Source organism: Aquibacillus saliphilus, from assembly GCF_020404745.1.
Taxonomy (GTDB): domain Bacteria; phylum Bacillota; class Bacilli; order Bacillales; family Amphibacillaceae; genus Aquibacillus; species Aquibacillus saliphilus.
Genome location: NZ_JAIZAP010000006.1, coordinates 1 through 17,289, shown reverse-complemented (window position 1 = coordinate 17,289; position 17,289 = coordinate 1). Strand labels below are relative to the sequence as shown.

The window sequence follows — 17,289 nt, the reverse complement described above, 5'->3', positions numbered from 1 at the left end:
GAATAATGACAAATGTTTTGTCTAATTATGATACTAGCAGCTATCAGGTTCATTTCCATTTGAGGAAGTGGGCCTGTTTTGTGAGTTTAATAGATATTGAACGATTTATGATATAAGCGGACAGCTCTTGCTTCGACGGATGTTTTTTTAAAGAAGAATGGTTTGAAACTTAAAAAGAACGATCAAAAGATTGAGGAATTTACTGTTGCCGTTGCAGAGGGAAAGACAACACTATCCGATATTGTTGGATGGCTAGAAACAAATACAGAGGAATATAGTAAATGACATGGAAGCAGAGTTTAATATAGTTTTAACTATTAAACTGTGTGCCTCCACGGTGGTTCCTCCTAGGAAGGAAGGCTTAATGCTTACTAAGTTTTCTGATGATCATAACAATAGATTTTACCGTCGAATTTTTTATTCGATAGGCAATACGTCTTAACCTTATCTGAAACAGGCTTATTACAAATGGTGCAAGTAGCGCGTGAGTTAGTTCTTGCTGGTGATACATTTGTATTTAATGCATGTTTATGGTCGTTTCTGATTTTAGAATCAATAATGTTTGCTTTGGAAAAGGCATGATAAATTGCTGAGATGTCATTTTCATTTAAAAGAGGCTGTTTGTGTTGAATTTTTAAGACAGAGACTTTTCGATGAATAAACTCGGACAACTCGATGTCATAGACGATAATTTCAGTTGAGGCTATTTTGCGATAATCTAAGCCCACTTTAAATGTACAACGTTTCGTAAAAGACACCATCGATATAAATAAATTGTGGTATTTTTTGTCAATCAATGATGTTAATGCTTTGATATGTCCATAGTTTTGTACAAAAGGGTTCATCATTTTGAATTTGCCATTAACCAACCATGTCTTTCGGTCTTTTCCGCCATAAATGGTACCCTGATAGTTTTTCGTTTCAATCGCGAAGATTCCATATGGAGTCATAACCACATGATCAATTTGTGAATATCCTGATTTTGCTTTAGGATTTCTTACGAGCAAATCACTTAAGTAGCGATAATCTTTTGGCAGCTGGTCCAGTTGTATATCAATCTTGTATTCTCCTATTTCACCTTTTCTAGTTGCAATCTGTTCATTGCTCTTTTTGGGAATTGGTGATGTAATTTTAGATTGATTAGGTTCTGTTTTGTCTTTTTTCTTTTTCTTTAAAAAATTTAAAAATAATAACATAATCTTCTCCTTGAAATGTTGTTTTTCCTAAATAGGTAAAAGGTATGAGGGGCTTGTTACTATGATGAGTTTTATCTCGAGTTGTTATTGATTGAAGGCTTGAGATTAAATAGATGAAGCAAGGAGAACCAGTGCCGGTCCCCTTGCCATTTGGTTTAATGCCTTTTAAGAGCTAATTTCAAAGCGTTTTTTTGATTTGGAGCTGTTTTTTTAATTGTAGAGAAAATCTGTTTGAATAGTGCTTCAATTTCTGGATATTCCGTATCTTTAATCGGGATTACTTGAGCTAAAGAGCCATTCTCCATGATTCCTTCTACTATAACATTGTGTTCTGCTTGTTTATCCTCACACTCTAGTGCCAAAAATTGACGGTCGAACCGAACAAAGTTACAGACAACCCTGTACTTGCGATGCGCGTTAGGATGACTCGGATCTCCAACATAAATTTTTACTGGTTCATCAAACATCGGTTTATCTAATCCATTTCTTTTTCGTTTATAGTCGCTGAAATCAATAACATTGTTTTTCACTGACATGATAAACTCTCCTCGCTTATTGGATTAGTTTTGCCTGAAAGACCTAACTAGAAGATATGAGAAGGCTTGTGCTTATTATACCACCTTATCTTGAAACATAATGTAGTTAATTTAATCAAATCCAATAATAAGGTTAAAAGCTGGTGTCATTCGGTCGATTGTCAAAAAATAGGAATTATTGTCGAATCAATTGAAAAAATAGTAAAAATTAACTATAATAGATTTATAGTAATCATGACGAAAAGGCAAACTTATCGAAAGGTAAGGACGCAAAACTAAGAACCTAACGCTCTCTGGATGAGTTATGGCAGTCTAGTTACCGAAGATAATCGTATCTTAAAAGGATTCATTATTCTGAAGTTTCTAGGGGGGATTAGCTTATGCGCGAGTATTTTAAACGGATTATAAAATGCCGGATCAAAGGAATCCATAAGTATAACATTAGCGGTGGACCTTGTGTCCGGTGTAATCATATATCAGAAAGATATTAGTTAGTTTGGGAAGAGTTGCTACTTGATAGCGACTCTTTTTTTGTGCTATTTTCACAAAATTACCATGGTATCTGGTAACCACGGTTAAGGAAAAATAAGGTCTTAACCCGCTACTCGTGGTCACAAACAGTAAAGCGACATACCTCAGTAGATTCATCTCCATAGGTATATTGCCTTACTGTTGTCTATTTACTTTGCAAAGACTGTAATTGTACACATATTAAAGTGAAGTACATGTGTAATCGTTATCATTTAGTCGTTACATTTATTATTGGTTTGTTAGTCAACATTTTCTGTTATTTGCAGGAAAATATTTCTCATTGAGCTCTCATCTAACCCCGTATCAACACGGTAGTTCTCCGGATCTACTATACGATAGTGGTCTGTGAATTGGTGTTGTTGTAATTTAAAGTCTTTTCGAAAATCCAAGGTGTTCCAAAAGATTGGATCTCCGTGAGTACGTGCCCGTGCATATAGCATTGAAATAATTCACCGCCTTCGGAATGTATGTTATTACTATTCCCATTTAAACAAGTCGATATACATTACTTTTTTACTAAAAATCAATTTTCGACCCATCTTTAATCAAATTATTTTTTTAGAAAAAGTTCGATGCAGTGAGAATAATTGATCAACCTGTTGCATCCGCCCTTCCGAAACCTGTGCGTTTATCATCTAATGTAGTAATAACAACTACTAGGGGTGTGAAAATGACTCGTAAACTGAAAAAATTTGTTGATAGCTTGCCGATTCCAGAAACGTTGAAGACGAGACGAAATACGGTTGATGGCAACTATTATGAAGTAAGGATGCAGGAGTTTTTCCAAAAGTTGCACAGGGACTTACCCCCAACACGCTTATGGGGGTATAATCGTCAATTTCCAGGCCCGACAATTGAGGTCAATCGGAACGAGTCGATTAAAGTGAAATGGATTAACCATCTTCCTAATAAACATTTTTTGCCGGTTGATCAATCGATACTAGACCCGAAACTTCCTGAGGTACGAACTGTAACCCACTTGCATGGTGGAGAAACTGCTTCAGCAAGTGATGGGTATCCAGAGGCATGGTTCACAAGAGGGTACGAAGAGGTAGGTCCATTTTTCAAAGGAGAGGTTTCCGAATACCACAATCAGCAAAGGGCGACAATGCTTTGGTATCATGACCATGCGATGGGGATAACGAGGCTTAACAACTATGCAGGACTTGCTGGTGCCTATATCATACGAGATAAACATGAAAAATCATTAAAGCTGCCATCCGGAAAATATGAACTTCCATTGATCATCCAGGATCGCTCGTTTAACAGGGATGGTTCTCTTTCTTATCCGATGCAACCTGAGAATGCATCTAATGATTTACCAAATCCTTCGATTGTTCCAGCTTTTACAGGGGATACGATTTTGGTCAACGGAAAAGTATGGCCCTATTTAGAGGTTGAACCGCGCAAATACCGTTTTCGAATTTTAAATGCCTCGAATACACGTGGTTACCGGTTACATGTTGATTCAGGGCAACCGTTGTGTCAAATTGGGTCTGATGGCGGACTTTTAGAACGGCCTGTAATGATGAACCAGATTTCGATGGAACCATCGGAACGTGTAGATGTAATCGTTGATTTTTCTAAGCATGAGGGTGAAGAAATCATATTGAAGAACGATCTTGGAGCTAATGCCAGTCCGGATGATGAAACGAATGAAGTCATCAAATTTAACGTCACAAAAACATTATCAGCACAGGATAAAAGTATCATTCCTAAACGATTATCTACCATTCCTTCATTAAGACAGAACAGAATTTCTACAATACGAAATTTGACACTTGAAGGTTCTTCGGATAAATACGGGCGACCACTACTGTTACTGAATAGCAAAAAATGGAATGACCCAATCACAGAGAATCCAAAAGTAGGTACGACCGAAATATGGTCATTTATCAATACTACAGGGTTCACTCATCCGATGCATATTCACTTAATCCAATTTCAAGTTTTGAGTCGACAGGCATTTGATTTGGAACGTTATAATCAAGATGAAACAATTATATTCACGGGGCCACCAAAACCACCAGAACCAAACGAACGTGGTTGGAAAGACACGATAGCGGCCCCTTCTGGACAGATTACCCGAGTTATTGGAAAGTATGGACCATATACAGGTCATTACGTATGGCACTGCCACATACTCGAACATGAAGACCATGACATGATGCGTCCATTTGTAGTGATTGATTCAGAGTGATGGGGCGTTAAGAGGACTGATTTGAGTGAGCATTCGTCCTGGATTTATTCTCATTCAAGGATGTGAAATGAGCACTCGTTCTGGATTTATTCTCACTCAAGGGTCTGGAATACGCACTTGTTCTGGATTTATTCTTATTAAGCCTATCCCTATCTATTGCATAATTTATTTACACATTGAGGGGTGGATAACAAAAGACTGGCTCGTAATCATGAGCCAGTCTTTTGTTATATTCATAATCTATTATTTATTAGTTACTAGATTGTTTAAAACAAACGTTTCAACGATCTTAGCAACACCATCATTCATATTTGAATCTGCCACAACATCAGCTATTTCTTTAATGTCATCTGGAGCATTTCCCATCGCAACTCCGAGACCGGCAAATTCAATCATCGCCTGGTCATTATAACTATCACCGATAGCAATAACTTCTTCGCGTTTAATTCCGCATGCTTGGATTAGGTGGTTTAGACTTGTCCCTTTTGTCACACCTTTTTCAGTGAATTCTAGAAAATAAGGTTTCGAGCGCATGGTACTAAATTCTTCAGCTAATTCAGCTTGGAGTTTCGTTTCGACTAGCTTCATTTTATCTGGTTCACCAACCATTAAAGTTTTAACAACTGGTTCTGTTACGCTTTCTATAAACTTATTTACTAGTTTAATAGGGAGCCCTGTAATATCTGACTCTATCGTTGTGAATGGATTTTCATCCTCTGTAATAATTTCATCTCCAACATATGTATGAATATAGACCCCTTCACGGCGGCTTAATTCATATAATTTTTCAACATCCTTAACAGATAATGTACTACTAAACAATTCTTCTTTTGATTGATAGTTTATTATCTTGCCACCATTAAATGAGAGAATAAAGCTCCCAAATTGATCTAAGGAAAGTTCGTCAGCAATAGGATTCATTCCAAATGTTGGTCTACCAGATGCAAGAACTACTTTAACCCCTTCTTCTTGTGCCTTCATTAAAGCTTGTTTCGTACGATCAGAAATCGTGTGGTCATCACGCAGTAATGTATCATCTAAGTCTAATACGATCATTTTATATGGCATTTAGTTAGTCCTTTCTTTTTGCAACATTGTTTTTATTCTACTAGATTTTGAATGAAAATGGGGAAAATATCTATAATCCTTCTATTGGAAAAAATGATTTATTCTCACTCATGAGCAGGAATGAGCTTTCATTCTGGTTTTATTTTTATCGTACAGTTGATTTACGTAGTAAGGTTCGTGAGTGTAATGTATAATAATTACCATGAAAAAAGCAGTATGTTTAGAAAAATAAACCATGTCAAATTAGGTGTTTTAGCTATATATATATATCGCGGTTTCACAGGATGATTTGTTGTGAAAAGATGTGATTATCTTACGTGTTTTTCTCTGAAAATCTAATAGGAAATAATCATAAGATTCATCTGATTTAAAGTTATTAAATGATAATTCCTGCCATGTTGAATTGCTGCGTGCAGAAACTTAAATTAGAATTACTGGATCTTGTTGGAGGTAATGTATAATGGGGAAATTTGAATCTATGAAAAATGATAATCTTAACTTGAGTCTAAAATCATTACGAGACGATATGGATGGCCTCGTTAACGAAAAAGATAGAAACGATCAAAGCGCTCCTACATTTTATAAAGAAATGTTTGAATCCTTGATTCAGAATGGACCTGTAGGCATGTATATAATAGAGGACTCGGCCTATTCGTATATAAATAGTCGTTTTTGCGACCTTGTTGGCTATGATAAAGATGAATTGATTTCCGGAAGAGCAACGTTAGAAAGTATCATACATCCTGATGATTTATCCTTAGTACAAAATAATATTAACGAAAGACTCACAGGTGAAGTGCCCAATAAACGCTACCGGATAAGAGCATTTAAAAAAGATGGTAGTCTAATTTATGTTGAACTTCATTCCTCGCAAACTGTAATGAATGACAAAAAAGTCATCATGGGAACAGTTATTGATATAACAGAAGAGGTCACTGCGCAAATCAATCTCAAAGAAAACAGGGAACGGTTTAGATCTCTTTTTTACAATAATCCGGATGCCATTTTTACGTTTGATTTAGAAGGTAAGTTTACAGATGTAAATCCGAGTTGTGAAGAATTATCAGGATATACGAACAATGAATTAATGAAAATGTCATTTGCTCCGCTTATTATTTCTGAAGATTTACCAATTGCCCTTGAAAATTTTGAAGAAGCAATAAATGGAGTTACAAATAACTATGATATTACTATCGCCCAAAAAGATGGTGAATTAAAACATATTAACGTTACAGGATTTCCTATGTTAATAGATGGCAAGGTAGTAGGTGCGTATGGTATTGCTAAAGATACTACAGAAAAAACTAAGTATAAAAAAGAAATTGAAGACCTAGCTTTCTATGATCCAATAACTAACTTGCCTAATCGAAATTTATTTGAGGATAGACTACAACAAGTCTTTGATCTTTCAGAAGGAAATGATTATCGTTATGCCGTACTCTTTGTCGACTTAGACCGTTTTAAATTTATTAACGATTCACTTGGGCACCATTTAGGTGATGAGTTTCTCAAAAACATTGCAAAAAGGTTAAAAGATAATCTTCGTAAGACAGATACTGTCGGCAGGTTTGCGGGTGATGAGTTTGCTATCCTTCTACCTAACACCAGTGAGGAAGACGCAATTGAATTGGCTGAGGGACTAAACAAGGCGATAGTAGAACCATTTGATATTATGGGGCACTCAGTATCCGTCTCAGCAAGTATCGGAATTGCGTTTAGCGATAGTAATGTTGAGAGTCCGGAAGAATTAATAAAAAATGCTGACACTGCAATGTACTACACAAAAAAATATGGAAAGAATAACCATACAGTCTATTCAAGAGAGTTAGACTTAAATGCTACCTATAAACTTACGATAGAAAGAGATTTAAAAACGGCTCTAAGCAATCAGGAACTTATGTTGCATTATCAACCAATCGTAAATTTGGAGACGGGAGAATTTAGTGCCATGGAGGCATTATTACGTTGGAACCATCCAGAACTTGGGTATATACCTCCGGATAAATTCATCCCCATTTCAGAGGAAAGTGGACAGATTGTCTCAATTGGAAAATGGGTTCTTCACATGGCGTGTTCTCAAAATAAAAAATGGCAGGAATTAGGGCATTCTCCCTTTAAAATATCAGTAAATATTTCCACCATTCAACTACAACACCAAAGCTTTATTGAGGTAATAAAGGAAGTGCTTGAAGAAACCGGATTAGATGCAAAATGGTTAGAACTTGAAGTGACGGAAAGTATTCTTATGGAAAATAGTGAATCGCTGAAGAGGATTTTATTCCAGTTAAAGGAAATTGGCGTTTCGATATCAATTGATGATTTCGGAACTGGTTATACTTCACTGAGCTACTTAAGAGAATTTTCGTTTGATAGGGTTAAAATAGACCGTAGTTTTATTAAAGACATTAACAGTGACCTAAATGGAAAGGCAATTACATCAACTATTATTTCATTGGCCCATAAATTAAAATTAGGGGTTATTGCAGAGGGAATAGAAGATGAGGTCCAACTATCCTTTCTTAAAGAAGAATTTTGTGATGAGGGGCAAGGGTATTATTTTTGCCACCCTTTACCCGCCGAGTTACATCAACTACCTAATCCCACAGGCAAAGTTCGCGGGACATAGGGATAGGTTCAGTGTTCCGTTTTTTACGTAATGCGCTATTGTTCGGAATTTATTCTCACTCAAGGCCAGGAATGCGCACTCGCGTAGGATTTATTCTCACTCAAGGCCAGGAATGCGCACTCGCGTAGGATTTATTCTCACTCAGGGCAGTGGAATGCGCACTAGCGCAGGATTTATTCTCACTCAAGGCCAGGAATGCGCGCTTGCCCTGGATTTATTCTCACTCAAGGCCAAGGAATGCGCACTCGCGCAGGATTTATTCTCATTCAGGGCAGTGGAATGCGCACTCGCGCAGGATTTATTCTCACTCAAGGCCAGGGAATGCGCACTCGCGCAGGATTTATTCTCACTCAAGGCCAAGGAATGCGCGCTTGCCCTGGATTTATTCTCACTCAAGGCCAAGGAATGCGCACTCGCGCAGGATTTATTCTCATGGGGGTCACACCACCCTGTTCCTTTGCCCGGAACATCCTCATGCTCACAATCTAAAAAAACGTTGACAGATTTGTTTGTTATCTGTTACTGTTTAAAATATCAAATTAATCAAATAATTAAAACAATTGAATAAATTTTTCACTCTTATCGTGAGTAGGCGGAGGGATTTGGCCCTGTGATGCCCGGCAACCACCCTATATGGGAACGGTGCTACTTCCAACAGACAAGTATGTCTGAAAGATAAGAGGTCGGAGCTACTTTTATGTTTATCACTTCAACCTCTTTCTTTTGAAAGAGGTTTTTTTACGTCTAAAAATCATACATCAATGATAAAAAGGAAAGGATGAGGTGCAATGAATCCAGTCATCTTAGAAGGAGTTAGAACTCCGTTTGGAAAGTGGAAGGGAATGTTTTCTGGTTTAGAGGCAAAAGAAATTGGCACGCATGCTGTTAAGGAGTTAGTGAGGCGGATTCCTGAAGCGAAAGAGGCGGATGGTGTTTTATTAGCTCAAGTTCTCCAAGCTGGGCAGGGGCAAAATCCGGCTAGAAAAGTTGCCGTGGATGCAGGAGTTTCGCTGTCTACTCCTGCTATTACGTTAAACAACGTCTGTTTGGCTGGTTTGGCTTCTATTTCCGATGCTGTACGTCGTATTCATTTTGGTGAAGGTGATTTGTACATCACCGGTGGATTTGATTCAATGACAAATGCTCCTTATACCGCGCCTTTCAGGAAAGAACAATCAATCGGTCCTCTTTCACTTACGGACACGTTAAGTAACGACGGGTTATGGTGTTCTTTGTCAGATGAATCGATGGGTGTCTTAACGGATTTAAAAAATAAAGAGTATCAAATTGATAGAGAAATCCAAGATCAATTTGCACAAACGTCACAAGAGAGAGCATCTAAGGCACAACGGAATGGCGTCTTTCAAGATGAGATTGTTTCGTTAAATTTTGATGGAAAAATCATTAATGAGGATGAGGGGATTAGGCATCATTCTACATTAGAAAAGCTAGCAAAATTGCGTCCTGCGTTTAGGAGTGAGGGGACGATAACAGCTGCTAATGCCTCGCAAATGACAGATGGAGCAAGTGTTGGGATTATTTCAACCGAACAAAAAGCGGAGGAACTTGGGAGAACACCATTGGCACGAATCTTAGGCTGGGCAGATGTTGCTGGTCCAGATACAAGCTTACATACAAAGCCTGCACAGGCAATCAAAGCAGTACTGGAGAAAACCCAACTAACGCTGGATGATATTGATTTATTTGAAATAAATGAAGCATTTGCAAGTGTCGTCGTTGCAAGTTGCCTGGAGCTTGGAATTGGTTATGACAGAGTCAATGTTAATGGTGGAGCCATTGCGATTGGGCATCCACTTGGCGGAACAGGTTTTCGACTTGTTTTAACGTTAGCGAAGGAACTAAAACGCCGCGGAGGTGGTAAGGGTATCGCGTCCTTATGTGGCGGTGGTGGCCAGGGCATGGCTGTTTTGATTGAGGTTCCAACAAGCTGGTAAAAAGATTTTTTTGAAAATAAACTTTGGGGGATTATAACTATGTTTACAACTTACTTTGGTCTTATCGCCTTTTTATGGGTCGTTGGTCTCGTTATCTGGAAAAAATCTTATGCTACTAAAGGGGAGGGCAAAAAATAATGGAATCTGTAACTGGACTTTTGTTTTGGACGATTATTATTTTATTAGTCGGCTATTTTGGGCTTGTTGTTTGGATCGGGAAAAAAGGGAAGCGTCACAGTAAATCGATGATTGGATTTGCGACAGCAAGAGGTAAGGTAAGTCCTGTGATTGTCGGAGCAAGTTTTGCTGCCTCCTATGCTAGTGCTAATTTATTTATTGGTGTTCCGGGACTTGCTTATCAATATGGTACATCGGTTCTATGGTATACATTAGGTTGTTTCGGTGTTTCTTGGATTGCATTACTTTTATTTGCCAAAACCTTCTGGAAATACGGGAAAAAGTTCGGCGGGGTATCTACCTTACCGGAATGGCTTGGCAGAAGATACAACAGTAAGGCACTTCAAGTTCTTGTTACCGTATTAATTTTATTCAACGTTTATTACATTGTTGGCCAAAATGTCGGGTTAGCTACCATTTTTGAAACGGTACTTAATATCCCTTATGTGTGGGGAATTATCATTGGTGTCGTAATTACGATTCTTTACATTGGACTTGGTGGAGCGTTCGCACAACTAGTGACAGATGGTGTTCAAGGAATTTTAATGGCAGTCACTTCTGTGCTTGTGTTAATTTCTTTATTCTGGACGATTGGTGGTGGACTTAATGTATTTGGTCAGCTATCAACGAAGCTTGAAGGAATTGATCCAAACTTGACTGGCGCCTTATCCACTGGAGGTCCATACAATAGTGTGTTAGCGATTATGGCGGTTCAGTTTTTGTTGTTTAGTTTTGTATTAATGCCGCACTTATTAAATAAAGTATTGTCAATTGAAAAAGAAGAAGACCTGGCTCCTTTTACGTTATCAGCAGGGATTGTTTTATTCTTAATTTCTACCTTAATGGTTATTGGTGGCTTAGCGGCACGGGTGCTTGCCCCGTCTCTAGCTAGTGCAGATGCTGCCATTCCGGTCTATGTGCTTGAGGCGTTTCCTCCAATTGTAGCAGCTATTATTGTTGTCGGGATTATTTCAGCGATTCTTTCTAGTACGGATAGTCTGTATCTTGGAATCACATCAAGTATTGGTAATGATTTTTACAAAGTATTGGCACCGATTTTATCGAAAAAGCATATACCAGCTGATGTGTTGGACAGAAACTCAGTCAGGGTGGCAAAGGTCTCGTTACTATTTGTTGGTCTGGCAACTTTATATATATCGTTAGATCGACCAGAATCGTTAGCGGTTTTAATTCAGTTTAGTTTTTCTGCGATTATTAGTGGTATTATCGCGCCAATCACTTTAGGGTATGTCTGGAATAAGTCCAATGGTCCTGGAGCGGTTGCAGCGCTTATTACTGGTACGGTTCTATATGTTCTTTTTACAAGTCAAAGTATTATTGGAAATATCTTTATCGCCATGTTCTTAAGCTCTGTTGCATCATTTATTGTAATGGCGGTAGTTAGTCTAGTAACTCAAACGCAAACAAGTCATCAAGAAGCGGTTACCCTTTCTAATAAATTATAGATTGGAGGAGACTATCGTGAATAGTTTCCTAGATTTGTTTAGATATAACGAGGAGGAAAAATAATGACAGAACAACCTAGAGTGACTAGTGATAACGTGCTGTGGCAGCCTTCAGAAAAGTGGGTGGAGGAGTCTAATTTAACACAATTTAGAGAGCAAATTGGATTTGCTACGCTTCCTTATGATCGTCTTCATCAGTGGTCGATTACTGAATCAGACAAGTTCTGGTCAGCTGTCTGGGATTTTGCGACTATCAAAGGTGAAAAGGGAAAAGAAGCGTTCCTCCCAGCATCAGGCGGCGGGATGCTTGGTGCCAGCTGGTTTCCGGGTGCTAGCCTGAATTTTGCAGAAAATCTGTTACGTGGTGATGGCGCGCGTACGGCGGTTTACGAAGCAGATGAGCAGGGAGTTAACAGAACGGTAACGATGGCTGATTTGCGAGTAAGGGTAGCAAGGGCTCAAACAGGCTTACGTCAGCTAGGTGTTCGTCGTGGGGACCGAGTAGCGGGAGTGGTGACCAATGGTATCGAAGGGCTTGTTGCCTTGTTAGCAACAACCTCGCTTGGTGCAGTGTGGAGTTCATGTTCACCTGACTTTGGCGCCAAAGGGATTGTCGATCGCATCGGCCAAGTGCAACCAAAAGTATTAATTGCATCGGTTGATTACCAGTATAATAGTAAGTTTTACGATATCCGAGATAATTTAGTGGCAGTATCTAATGAGTTGGACAGTGTGTCAGCAATTGTGACTTTGTCTGGAAAAGCAGATCTAGCAACAGGTCAAGCGACAACGCTGTTAACTTGGCAGGAGCTTTGTGAGAATCAAGCAGAAGTGCCAACCTTTACTCGTGTTCCGTTTAATCATCCTCTTTATATTCTTTATACATCTGGAACGACTGGACTACCGAAAGCAATCGTTCATTCGGTTGGTGGAACATTGTTGCAACACGTAAAAGAACACCAGCTCCATTGCGATATCAAGCAAAATGATGTCGTTTTCTGGTACACGAATACAGCTTGGATGATGTATCCGTGGTTAGTATCGGCACTTGCAAGTGGTGCGGGAATTCTGCTCTATGATGGGTCGCCAATACCAAAGAACACAGGTGGTGGAGTCCTTTGGGAAATTGCAGAAGAAATTGGGATTACTCATTTTGGTACAAGTCCCAAGTATCTTGCAACACTAGAGAAGTGTAGTTACCGGGTTGGTGAAAATCATGATCTGTCCTCACTCCGGAGTGTGCTTTCTTGTGGTGCTCCACTGATAAATGAACAGTATGACTGGATCTATCAACATGTGAAGGAAGACATCTTATTGGCATCTATTTCTGGTGGTACCGAAATTATTGGTTGTTTTGTGATGGGTTCTCCAATTCATCAGGTAATACGCGGTGAAATTTCATGCAAAGCTCTCGGAATGGCAGTCGATATTTTGGATGAAACAGGAGCGTCGGTCGTGAGTGAAAAAGGCGATTTAGTCTGTACGACACCATTTCCAAGCATGCCGATTACCTTTTGGGGTGAAGACGGGGATCAACGCTACTTTTCTGCCTATTTTTCCAAACGTCCAGGAATATGGACACATGGAGATCTGGCAGAACAGACAAAAGAGGGTTCAATCACTATTTATGGTCGAACAGATACAACGCTTAATCCAGGAGGAGTTCGAATTGGAACTGCAGAAATCTACCGAGTCGTAGAAAAAATTTCAGAAATCAAGGATTCGGTTGTTTTCGGATTCCCGGTTGAAAATGATGAAGAAATCGTTCTATGTGTGGTGACCGAGGATGGCGAGATGGCTCAGTCGCTTGTGAGCCGAATTCGGTCAGATGTTCGGAAAAAAGCATCGCCTAGACATGTACCGCGTCGTATTTATGTTGTCGATGATGTTCCTTATACCAATAACAATAAAAAGGTAGAGGGAGCGGTTCGTTCCACTGTTCGCGGGGAATTGGTTAAAAACAAGGCTTCTCTAGCAAATCCAGAATGTCTAGAACAGTATGCTAGTTTGTCAGAAAGGAGTTATCAATAATGACTAAACGAAACGTGCCAGCATCCGCAATTGTTGGGATCGGGGAACTGAAGCCTGCCCGCTACACAGAAGGAAAAACAACGTTAGGGATGATTGCTGAATCTGTTCGGTTGGCAGTGCAAGATGCTGGTATCGAGAAAGACCAGGTTGATGGTCTACTAGTCGGGCCACAAGTAGGGGAAACACCACAGCATGTTCCAGCAACAGTTAGTGAATACCTCGGGCTTGAACCAAAGATGTCTAATGTCGTTGACCTAGGCGGAGCGACTGGTGCAGGAATGCTGTGGCGAGCACAAGCAGCGATTGACGCCGGTATGTGTGAAACGGTTGTTTGTGTACTTGCCAATATCAATGAAAAAGGCAATCCCTTACGTTCTCCAAACCGGAATCCGATTCGTGAATTTGATGTACCATTTGGAGCGTCGGGTGCGAATACATCTTACGCCTTACTGAAGCAAAGACATATGGCGGAATATGGCTCAACCCAAGAGCAGTTCGCCTTGATTGCCCATTGGGCTAGAAAAAATGCCCAAAAAAATCCGGAAGCAATATTTTACGGGAAACCTGCAACGGTTGCAGATGTTTTGGAATCCCCACTAATTGTCGATCCCCTACATTTGTATGAGATTGTCATGCCGGTTGGTGGAGGTGCAGCTGTAATCGTTACATCGAACAAAGCAATCATTAACAAAAAACATGCCCCAGTTCGCGTGCTTGGTGCAGGGGAAAAAGTAACCCACCGGGCAGTAAGTCAGGCTCCTGATTTAAAATCAGCACCTCTGAGCTACGCGATTCCGCAAGCGCTAGGTCAAGCGGGCTTTAAAGTACATGATATCAATTTACTATCTCTTTATGATTGTTATACCAGTGTTGTCGCAACCACAATCGAGAATGCAGGAATATGTCCACCCGGAAAGTTTGGCGATTGGATGAAAAACCACTCCTTTGGTCATGATGGCGATTGGCCACTCAACACACACGGGGGCCAATTAGGATTTGGGCAAGCAGACCTCGCCGGTGGCATGTCACATATTATTGAGGCTGTTCGCCAGTTGCGTAATGAAGCAGATGGAAGACAAATAAAAGACGCAAAATACTCGTTAATCACAGGTAATGGAGCAACATTAAGCGAAGCTACTGCTCTGGTATTAGGAGGAGAAGGATGATGAACAAATATGCTGATTTAACCGTCCCCGGTCCAACCATCACACCTATTTCAAAACCGTTTTGGGATGCAATCGAGCAAGGCGAATTTATCCTACAACACTGTAAGGACTGTCAGAAGTGGGTATTCTATCCACGTTCACATTGTCCCCATTGCTGGAGCAATCAACTCGAGTGGAAACAAGCATCAGGAAAAGCACAACTGAAAACCTGGTCCACTGTCCATAGAGCAGGACACCCTGCCTGGCAAGCTATTACACCATACATAGTCGGCGTAGTAGAACTTGAAGAAGGCCCATCAATGATGACCCATTTATTGGTAGACGCACCAAACCAGCTAAAAATCGGAGATCCATTAAACGTCCACTACGTGCAGTGCAATGACACTTGGTTACCGTTTTTTGGGTGAGTGGGACAGGGTCTGAGCCCCGTTTTTTGACGTAATGCGCACTCGCGCGGTATTTATTCTCACTCGAGGCGATGAAATGCGCACTCGCGCGGGGTTTATTCTCACTCATGGTCGTGTAATGCGCACTCGCGCGGGGTTTATTCTCACTCATGGCAGTGTAATGCGCACTCGCGCTGGATTTATTCTCACTCATGGCAGTGTAATGCGCACTCGCGCGGGGTTTATTCTCACCCGTGGCGGTGGAATGCGCACTCGCCCAGAATTTATTCTCACTCGAGGCGATGAAATGCGCACTCGCCCTGGATTTATTCTCACTCATGGTCGTGTAATGCGCACTCGCGCGGGGTTTATTCTCACCCGAGGCGATGTAATGCGCACTCGTCCAGGATTTATTCTCACTCGAGGCGGTGAAATGCGCACTTGCCCAGTGGGACTAGCCTGTCCCTAAACCATCGTGGAATCTCGAATGATTAGTTCGTGTGGTAATAGGATTGACTTAACCTCTAGTTCAGGGTTGTTTAATTTATTAAGCAACATCCGTACTGCGTTAGATCCCATTTCGTACGACGGTTGAGAAATCGTAGTTAGTGTTGGGTTCATCATACTTGCAAAGGGAATGTTATCAACTCCTACTACTGCTATGTCGTTAGGACAAGTTAGACCGCTATCTTTAATTGCTTTTAACGCACCAATCGCAATCATATCCCCTACGGTGAAAACCGCATTAATTCCTTTATTATTTGCTAGTATGTTTTTCATGGTTTGATACCCGGCATCAAAGTCTAAATCACTATACTCAATTAACTCGGGATCAAACGGTATATTAGCCTCCTCTAATGCTTGTTGATACCCTAATTTCCGGTCGATATCGTAATTATATGTTTTACTTGAACTAATAAAAGAAATTCGGTCACGGCCAATCGAAAGTAAATATTTTGTTGCTTTATACCCGGCTGCTACGTTATCAATACCAACATAAGGAATGCGGTCATCATTGGTTTTTTCTCCGCACTGGACAATAGGAATGTGTTGATCCGTTTCATTTAAAATGATGTCTTCTGCACTTGGGTCCATGGAAATAATGCCATCAACTAAATGCTGTTTAGCCATATTGAGATAAAAACGTTGAATATCTGGGTTGCCATTTGTCTCGCAAAGAAGGATGTAGTAATTATTTTTTCTAGCAGTATCCTCAACGCCTTCTAAAACCTTTGTATAAAACGCATTAGAAATGGTGGGAAGAAATAAAAGAATCATTTGCGTACTGGATCTTCTTAAATTTCTGCCTAACATGTTTGGTTTATAATTTAAGTTTTTAATTGCCTTTTCGACAATAACACGTGTTTTTGGAGAAACATATGCATGATTATTTAACACTCTAGAAACGGTTGCAGTAGAAACCCCGGCAGCCTTTGCAACCTCTTGAATTGTAGCGATATGATCCCCTCCAATTAGTAATTTCTTTTTTATATTGGTACTTTTCGTAAGTGTTGTTACTTTTAAATCGCCGCAGTTGATAGAAATTGCGACAAAATATACCGATCTTATAACGCTTTGGGAAAAATTCCGCTTTTTGCTAGAGATTCGTGAGCCTCCCCACGTTGATTCGCCTGAAAAAAGTGTGAATTCAACCCTTTTAGTAAACTATTCGCCCCAAATACACATTTATTCGCCCCAAATGCGGCTGGGCCCCTTAATTTCAGACACATACTTGAAATTACTCTATCTTTCTTAAAATTTCATTTTTTATTTTAAACAGAGGAAATTGCTCCCTATCTTTTTTATTAAATTTTATATTATTCCCCCTATAAGACTTGACATAGAGCCTCGTCACGCATGATTCTCCCACCAGGACACCAGCTTATAAATAAACTGGTATCACCATCAAGGTTATCATGCGTTGCTCCATATCAAGTCGCTTCTCCAGCCA

General features: G+C 39.9%; 15 protein-coding genes and 2 riboswitches. Of the genes, 10 read left to right on the top strand and 5 right to left on the bottom strand.

What is annotated here, in order from left to right; genetic code table 11:
• The first annotated feature begins 162 nt into the window (after window positions 1-162).
• On the top strand, window positions 163-285 hold the full coding sequence (locus LD272_RS21425; RefSeq protein ID WP_255639685.1) for a hypothetical protein: 123 nt from the start codon (window positions 163-165) through the stop codon (window positions 283-285).
• 86 nt (window positions 286-371) lie between these two features.
• Here LD272_RS21425 and LD272_RS07850 read toward each other — a convergent pair whose 3' ends face one another.
• The 3 genes from LD272_RS07850 to LD272_RS07840 all read right to left on the bottom strand — a co-directional run bounded on the left by LD272_RS07850 (window position 372) and on the right by LD272_RS07840 (window position 2,703).
• A complete protein-coding gene (locus LD272_RS07850; RefSeq protein ID WP_226036058.1) occupies window positions 372-1,196 on the bottom strand; it encodes a nuclease-related domain-containing protein in 825 nt (274 codons plus the stop codon).
• Window positions 1,197-1,351: 155 nt separating this feature from the next.
• Complete coding sequence (locus LD272_RS07845; RefSeq protein WP_226036057.1) at window positions 1,352-1,732, bottom strand: hypothetical protein; 381 nt, start codon at window positions 1,730-1,732, stop codon at window positions 1,352-1,354.
• Window positions 1,733-1,966: 234 nt separating this feature from the next.
• Window positions 1,967-2,056: riboswitch (cyclic di-GMP riboswitch) on the top strand.
• Window positions 2,057-2,502: 446 nt separating this feature from the next.
• On the bottom strand, window positions 2,503-2,703 hold the full coding sequence (locus tag LD272_RS07840) for a hypothetical protein (protein WP_226036056.1): 201 nt from the start codon (window positions 2,701-2,703) through the stop codon (window positions 2,503-2,505).
• A 230-nt stretch (window positions 2,704-2,933) separates the two neighbouring features.
• Between LD272_RS07840 and LD272_RS07835 the strand changes: the two genes are divergently transcribed.
• A complete protein-coding gene (locus LD272_RS07835; protein ID WP_226036055.1) occupies window positions 2,934-4,463 on the top strand; it encodes a multicopper oxidase family protein in 1,530 nt (509 codons plus the stop codon).
• A gap of 243 nt (window positions 4,464-4,706) precedes the next feature.
• Here the strand turns inward: LD272_RS07835 and LD272_RS07830 are convergent, their stop codons facing one another.
• Window positions 4,707-5,531, bottom strand: a complete 825-nt coding sequence (locus LD272_RS07830; protein ID WP_226036054.1) for a Cof-type HAD-IIB family hydrolase — start codon at window positions 5,529-5,531, stop codon at window positions 4,707-4,709.
• A gap of 460 nt (window positions 5,532-5,991) precedes the next feature.
• On the opposite strand from LD272_RS07830, the gene LD272_RS07825 reads away from it, so the two are divergent.
• From LD272_RS07825 to LD272_RS07790, 8 genes are all read left to right on the top strand, one after another.
• The gene (locus LD272_RS07825) at window positions 5,992-8,157 is read left to right on the top strand and encodes a sensor domain-containing protein (protein WP_226036053.1); all 2,166 of its coding nucleotides are present in this window, start codon (window positions 5,992-5,994) and stop codon (window positions 8,155-8,157) included.
• 154 nt (window positions 8,158-8,311) lie between these two features.
• Window positions 8,312-8,725 carry a hypothetical protein gene (locus LD272_RS07820; protein WP_226036052.1) on the top strand — a complete coding sequence of 138 codons (414 nt, stop codon included), beginning with the start codon at window positions 8,312-8,314 and terminating at the stop codon, window positions 8,723-8,725.
• Between the two features lie 8 nt (window positions 8,726-8,733).
• A riboswitch (SAM riboswitch) is annotated at window positions 8,734-8,839 on the top strand.
• A gap of 106 nt (window positions 8,840-8,945) precedes the next feature.
• Window positions 8,946-10,112: a thiolase family protein gene (locus LD272_RS07815; RefSeq protein WP_226036051.1), complete on the top strand. Its 1,167-nt coding sequence runs from the start codon at window positions 8,946-8,948 to the stop codon at window positions 10,110-10,112.
• Window positions 10,113-10,249: 137 nt separating this feature from the next.
• A complete protein-coding gene (locus tag LD272_RS07810) occupies window positions 10,250-11,755 on the top strand; it encodes a sodium:solute symporter family protein (RefSeq protein ID WP_226036050.1) in 1,506 nt (501 codons plus the stop codon).
• Between the two features lie 63 nt (window positions 11,756-11,818).
• Window positions 11,819-13,786 carry an acetoacetate--CoA ligase gene (locus LD272_RS07805; protein WP_226036049.1) on the top strand — a complete coding sequence of 656 codons (1,968 nt, stop codon included), beginning with the start codon at window positions 11,819-11,821 and terminating at the stop codon, window positions 13,784-13,786.
• Window positions 13,786-14,952, top strand: a complete 1,167-nt coding sequence (locus LD272_RS07800) for a thiolase family protein (protein ID WP_226036048.1) — start codon at window positions 13,786-13,788, stop codon at window positions 14,950-14,952. Before LD272_RS07805 ends, LD272_RS07800 begins: the two co-directional genes overlap by 1 nt.
• The gene (locus LD272_RS07795; RefSeq protein ID WP_226036047.1) at window positions 14,949-15,359 is read left to right on the top strand and encodes a Zn-ribbon domain-containing OB-fold protein; all 411 of its coding nucleotides are present in this window, start codon (window positions 14,949-14,951) and stop codon (window positions 15,357-15,359) included. Before LD272_RS07800 ends, LD272_RS07795 begins: the two co-directional genes overlap by 4 nt.
• A gap of 76 nt (window positions 15,360-15,435) precedes the next feature.
• Window positions 15,436-15,807 carry a hypothetical protein gene (locus LD272_RS07790; protein WP_226036046.1) on the top strand — a complete coding sequence of 124 codons (372 nt, stop codon included), beginning with the start codon at window positions 15,436-15,438 and terminating at the stop codon, window positions 15,805-15,807.
• Here the strand turns inward: LD272_RS07790 and LD272_RS07785 are convergent.
• Complete coding sequence (locus LD272_RS07785) at window positions 15,804-16,787, bottom strand: LacI family DNA-binding transcriptional regulator (protein ID WP_369413950.1); 984 nt, start codon at window positions 16,785-16,787, stop codon at window positions 15,804-15,806. The genes LD272_RS07790 and LD272_RS07785 overlap by 4 nt on opposite strands.
• Window positions 16,788-17,289: the final 502 nt, after the last annotated feature.

Excerpts from the sequence above, each read along its gene's own strand:
- LD272_RS07850 (WP_226036058.1), bottom strand. The coding sequence starts at position 1,196 with ATGTTATTATTTTTAAATTTTTTAAAGAAAAAGAAAAAAGACAAAACA.
- LD272_RS07845 (WP_226036057.1), bottom strand. The coding sequence starts at position 1,732 with ATGTCAGTGAAAAACAATGTTATTGATTTCAGCGACTATAAACGAAAA.
- LD272_RS07840 (WP_226036056.1), bottom strand. The coding sequence starts at position 2,703 with ATGCTATATGCACGGGCACGTACTCACGGAGATCCAATCTTTTGGAAC.
- LD272_RS07835 (WP_226036055.1), top strand. The coding sequence starts at position 2,934 with ATGACTCGTAAACTGAAAAAATTTGTTGATAGCTTGCCGATTCCAGAA.
- LD272_RS07830 (WP_226036054.1), bottom strand. The coding sequence starts at position 5,531 with ATGCCATATAAAATGATCGTATTAGACTTAGATGATACATTACTGCGT.
- LD272_RS07825 (WP_226036053.1), top strand. The coding sequence starts at position 5,992 with ATGGGGAAATTTGAATCTATGAAAAATGATAATCTTAACTTGAGTCTA.
- LD272_RS07820 (WP_226036052.1), top strand. The coding sequence starts at position 8,312 with ATGCGCACTAGCGCAGGATTTATTCTCACTCAAGGCCAGGAATGCGCG.
- LD272_RS07815 (WP_226036051.1), top strand. The coding sequence starts at position 8,946 with ATGAATCCAGTCATCTTAGAAGGAGTTAGAACTCCGTTTGGAAAGTGG.
- LD272_RS07810 (WP_226036050.1), top strand. The coding sequence starts at position 10,250 with ATGGAATCTGTAACTGGACTTTTGTTTTGGACGATTATTATTTTATTA.
- LD272_RS07805 (WP_226036049.1), top strand. The coding sequence starts at position 11,819 with ATGACAGAACAACCTAGAGTGACTAGTGATAACGTGCTGTGGCAGCCT.
- LD272_RS07800 (WP_226036048.1), top strand. The coding sequence starts at position 13,786 with ATGACTAAACGAAACGTGCCAGCATCCGCAATTGTTGGGATCGGGGAA.
- LD272_RS07795 (WP_226036047.1), top strand. The coding sequence starts at position 14,949 with ATGATGAACAAATATGCTGATTTAACCGTCCCCGGTCCAACCATCACA.
- LD272_RS07790 (WP_226036046.1), top strand. The coding sequence starts at position 15,436 with ATGCGCACTCGCGCGGGGTTTATTCTCACTCATGGTCGTGTAATGCGC.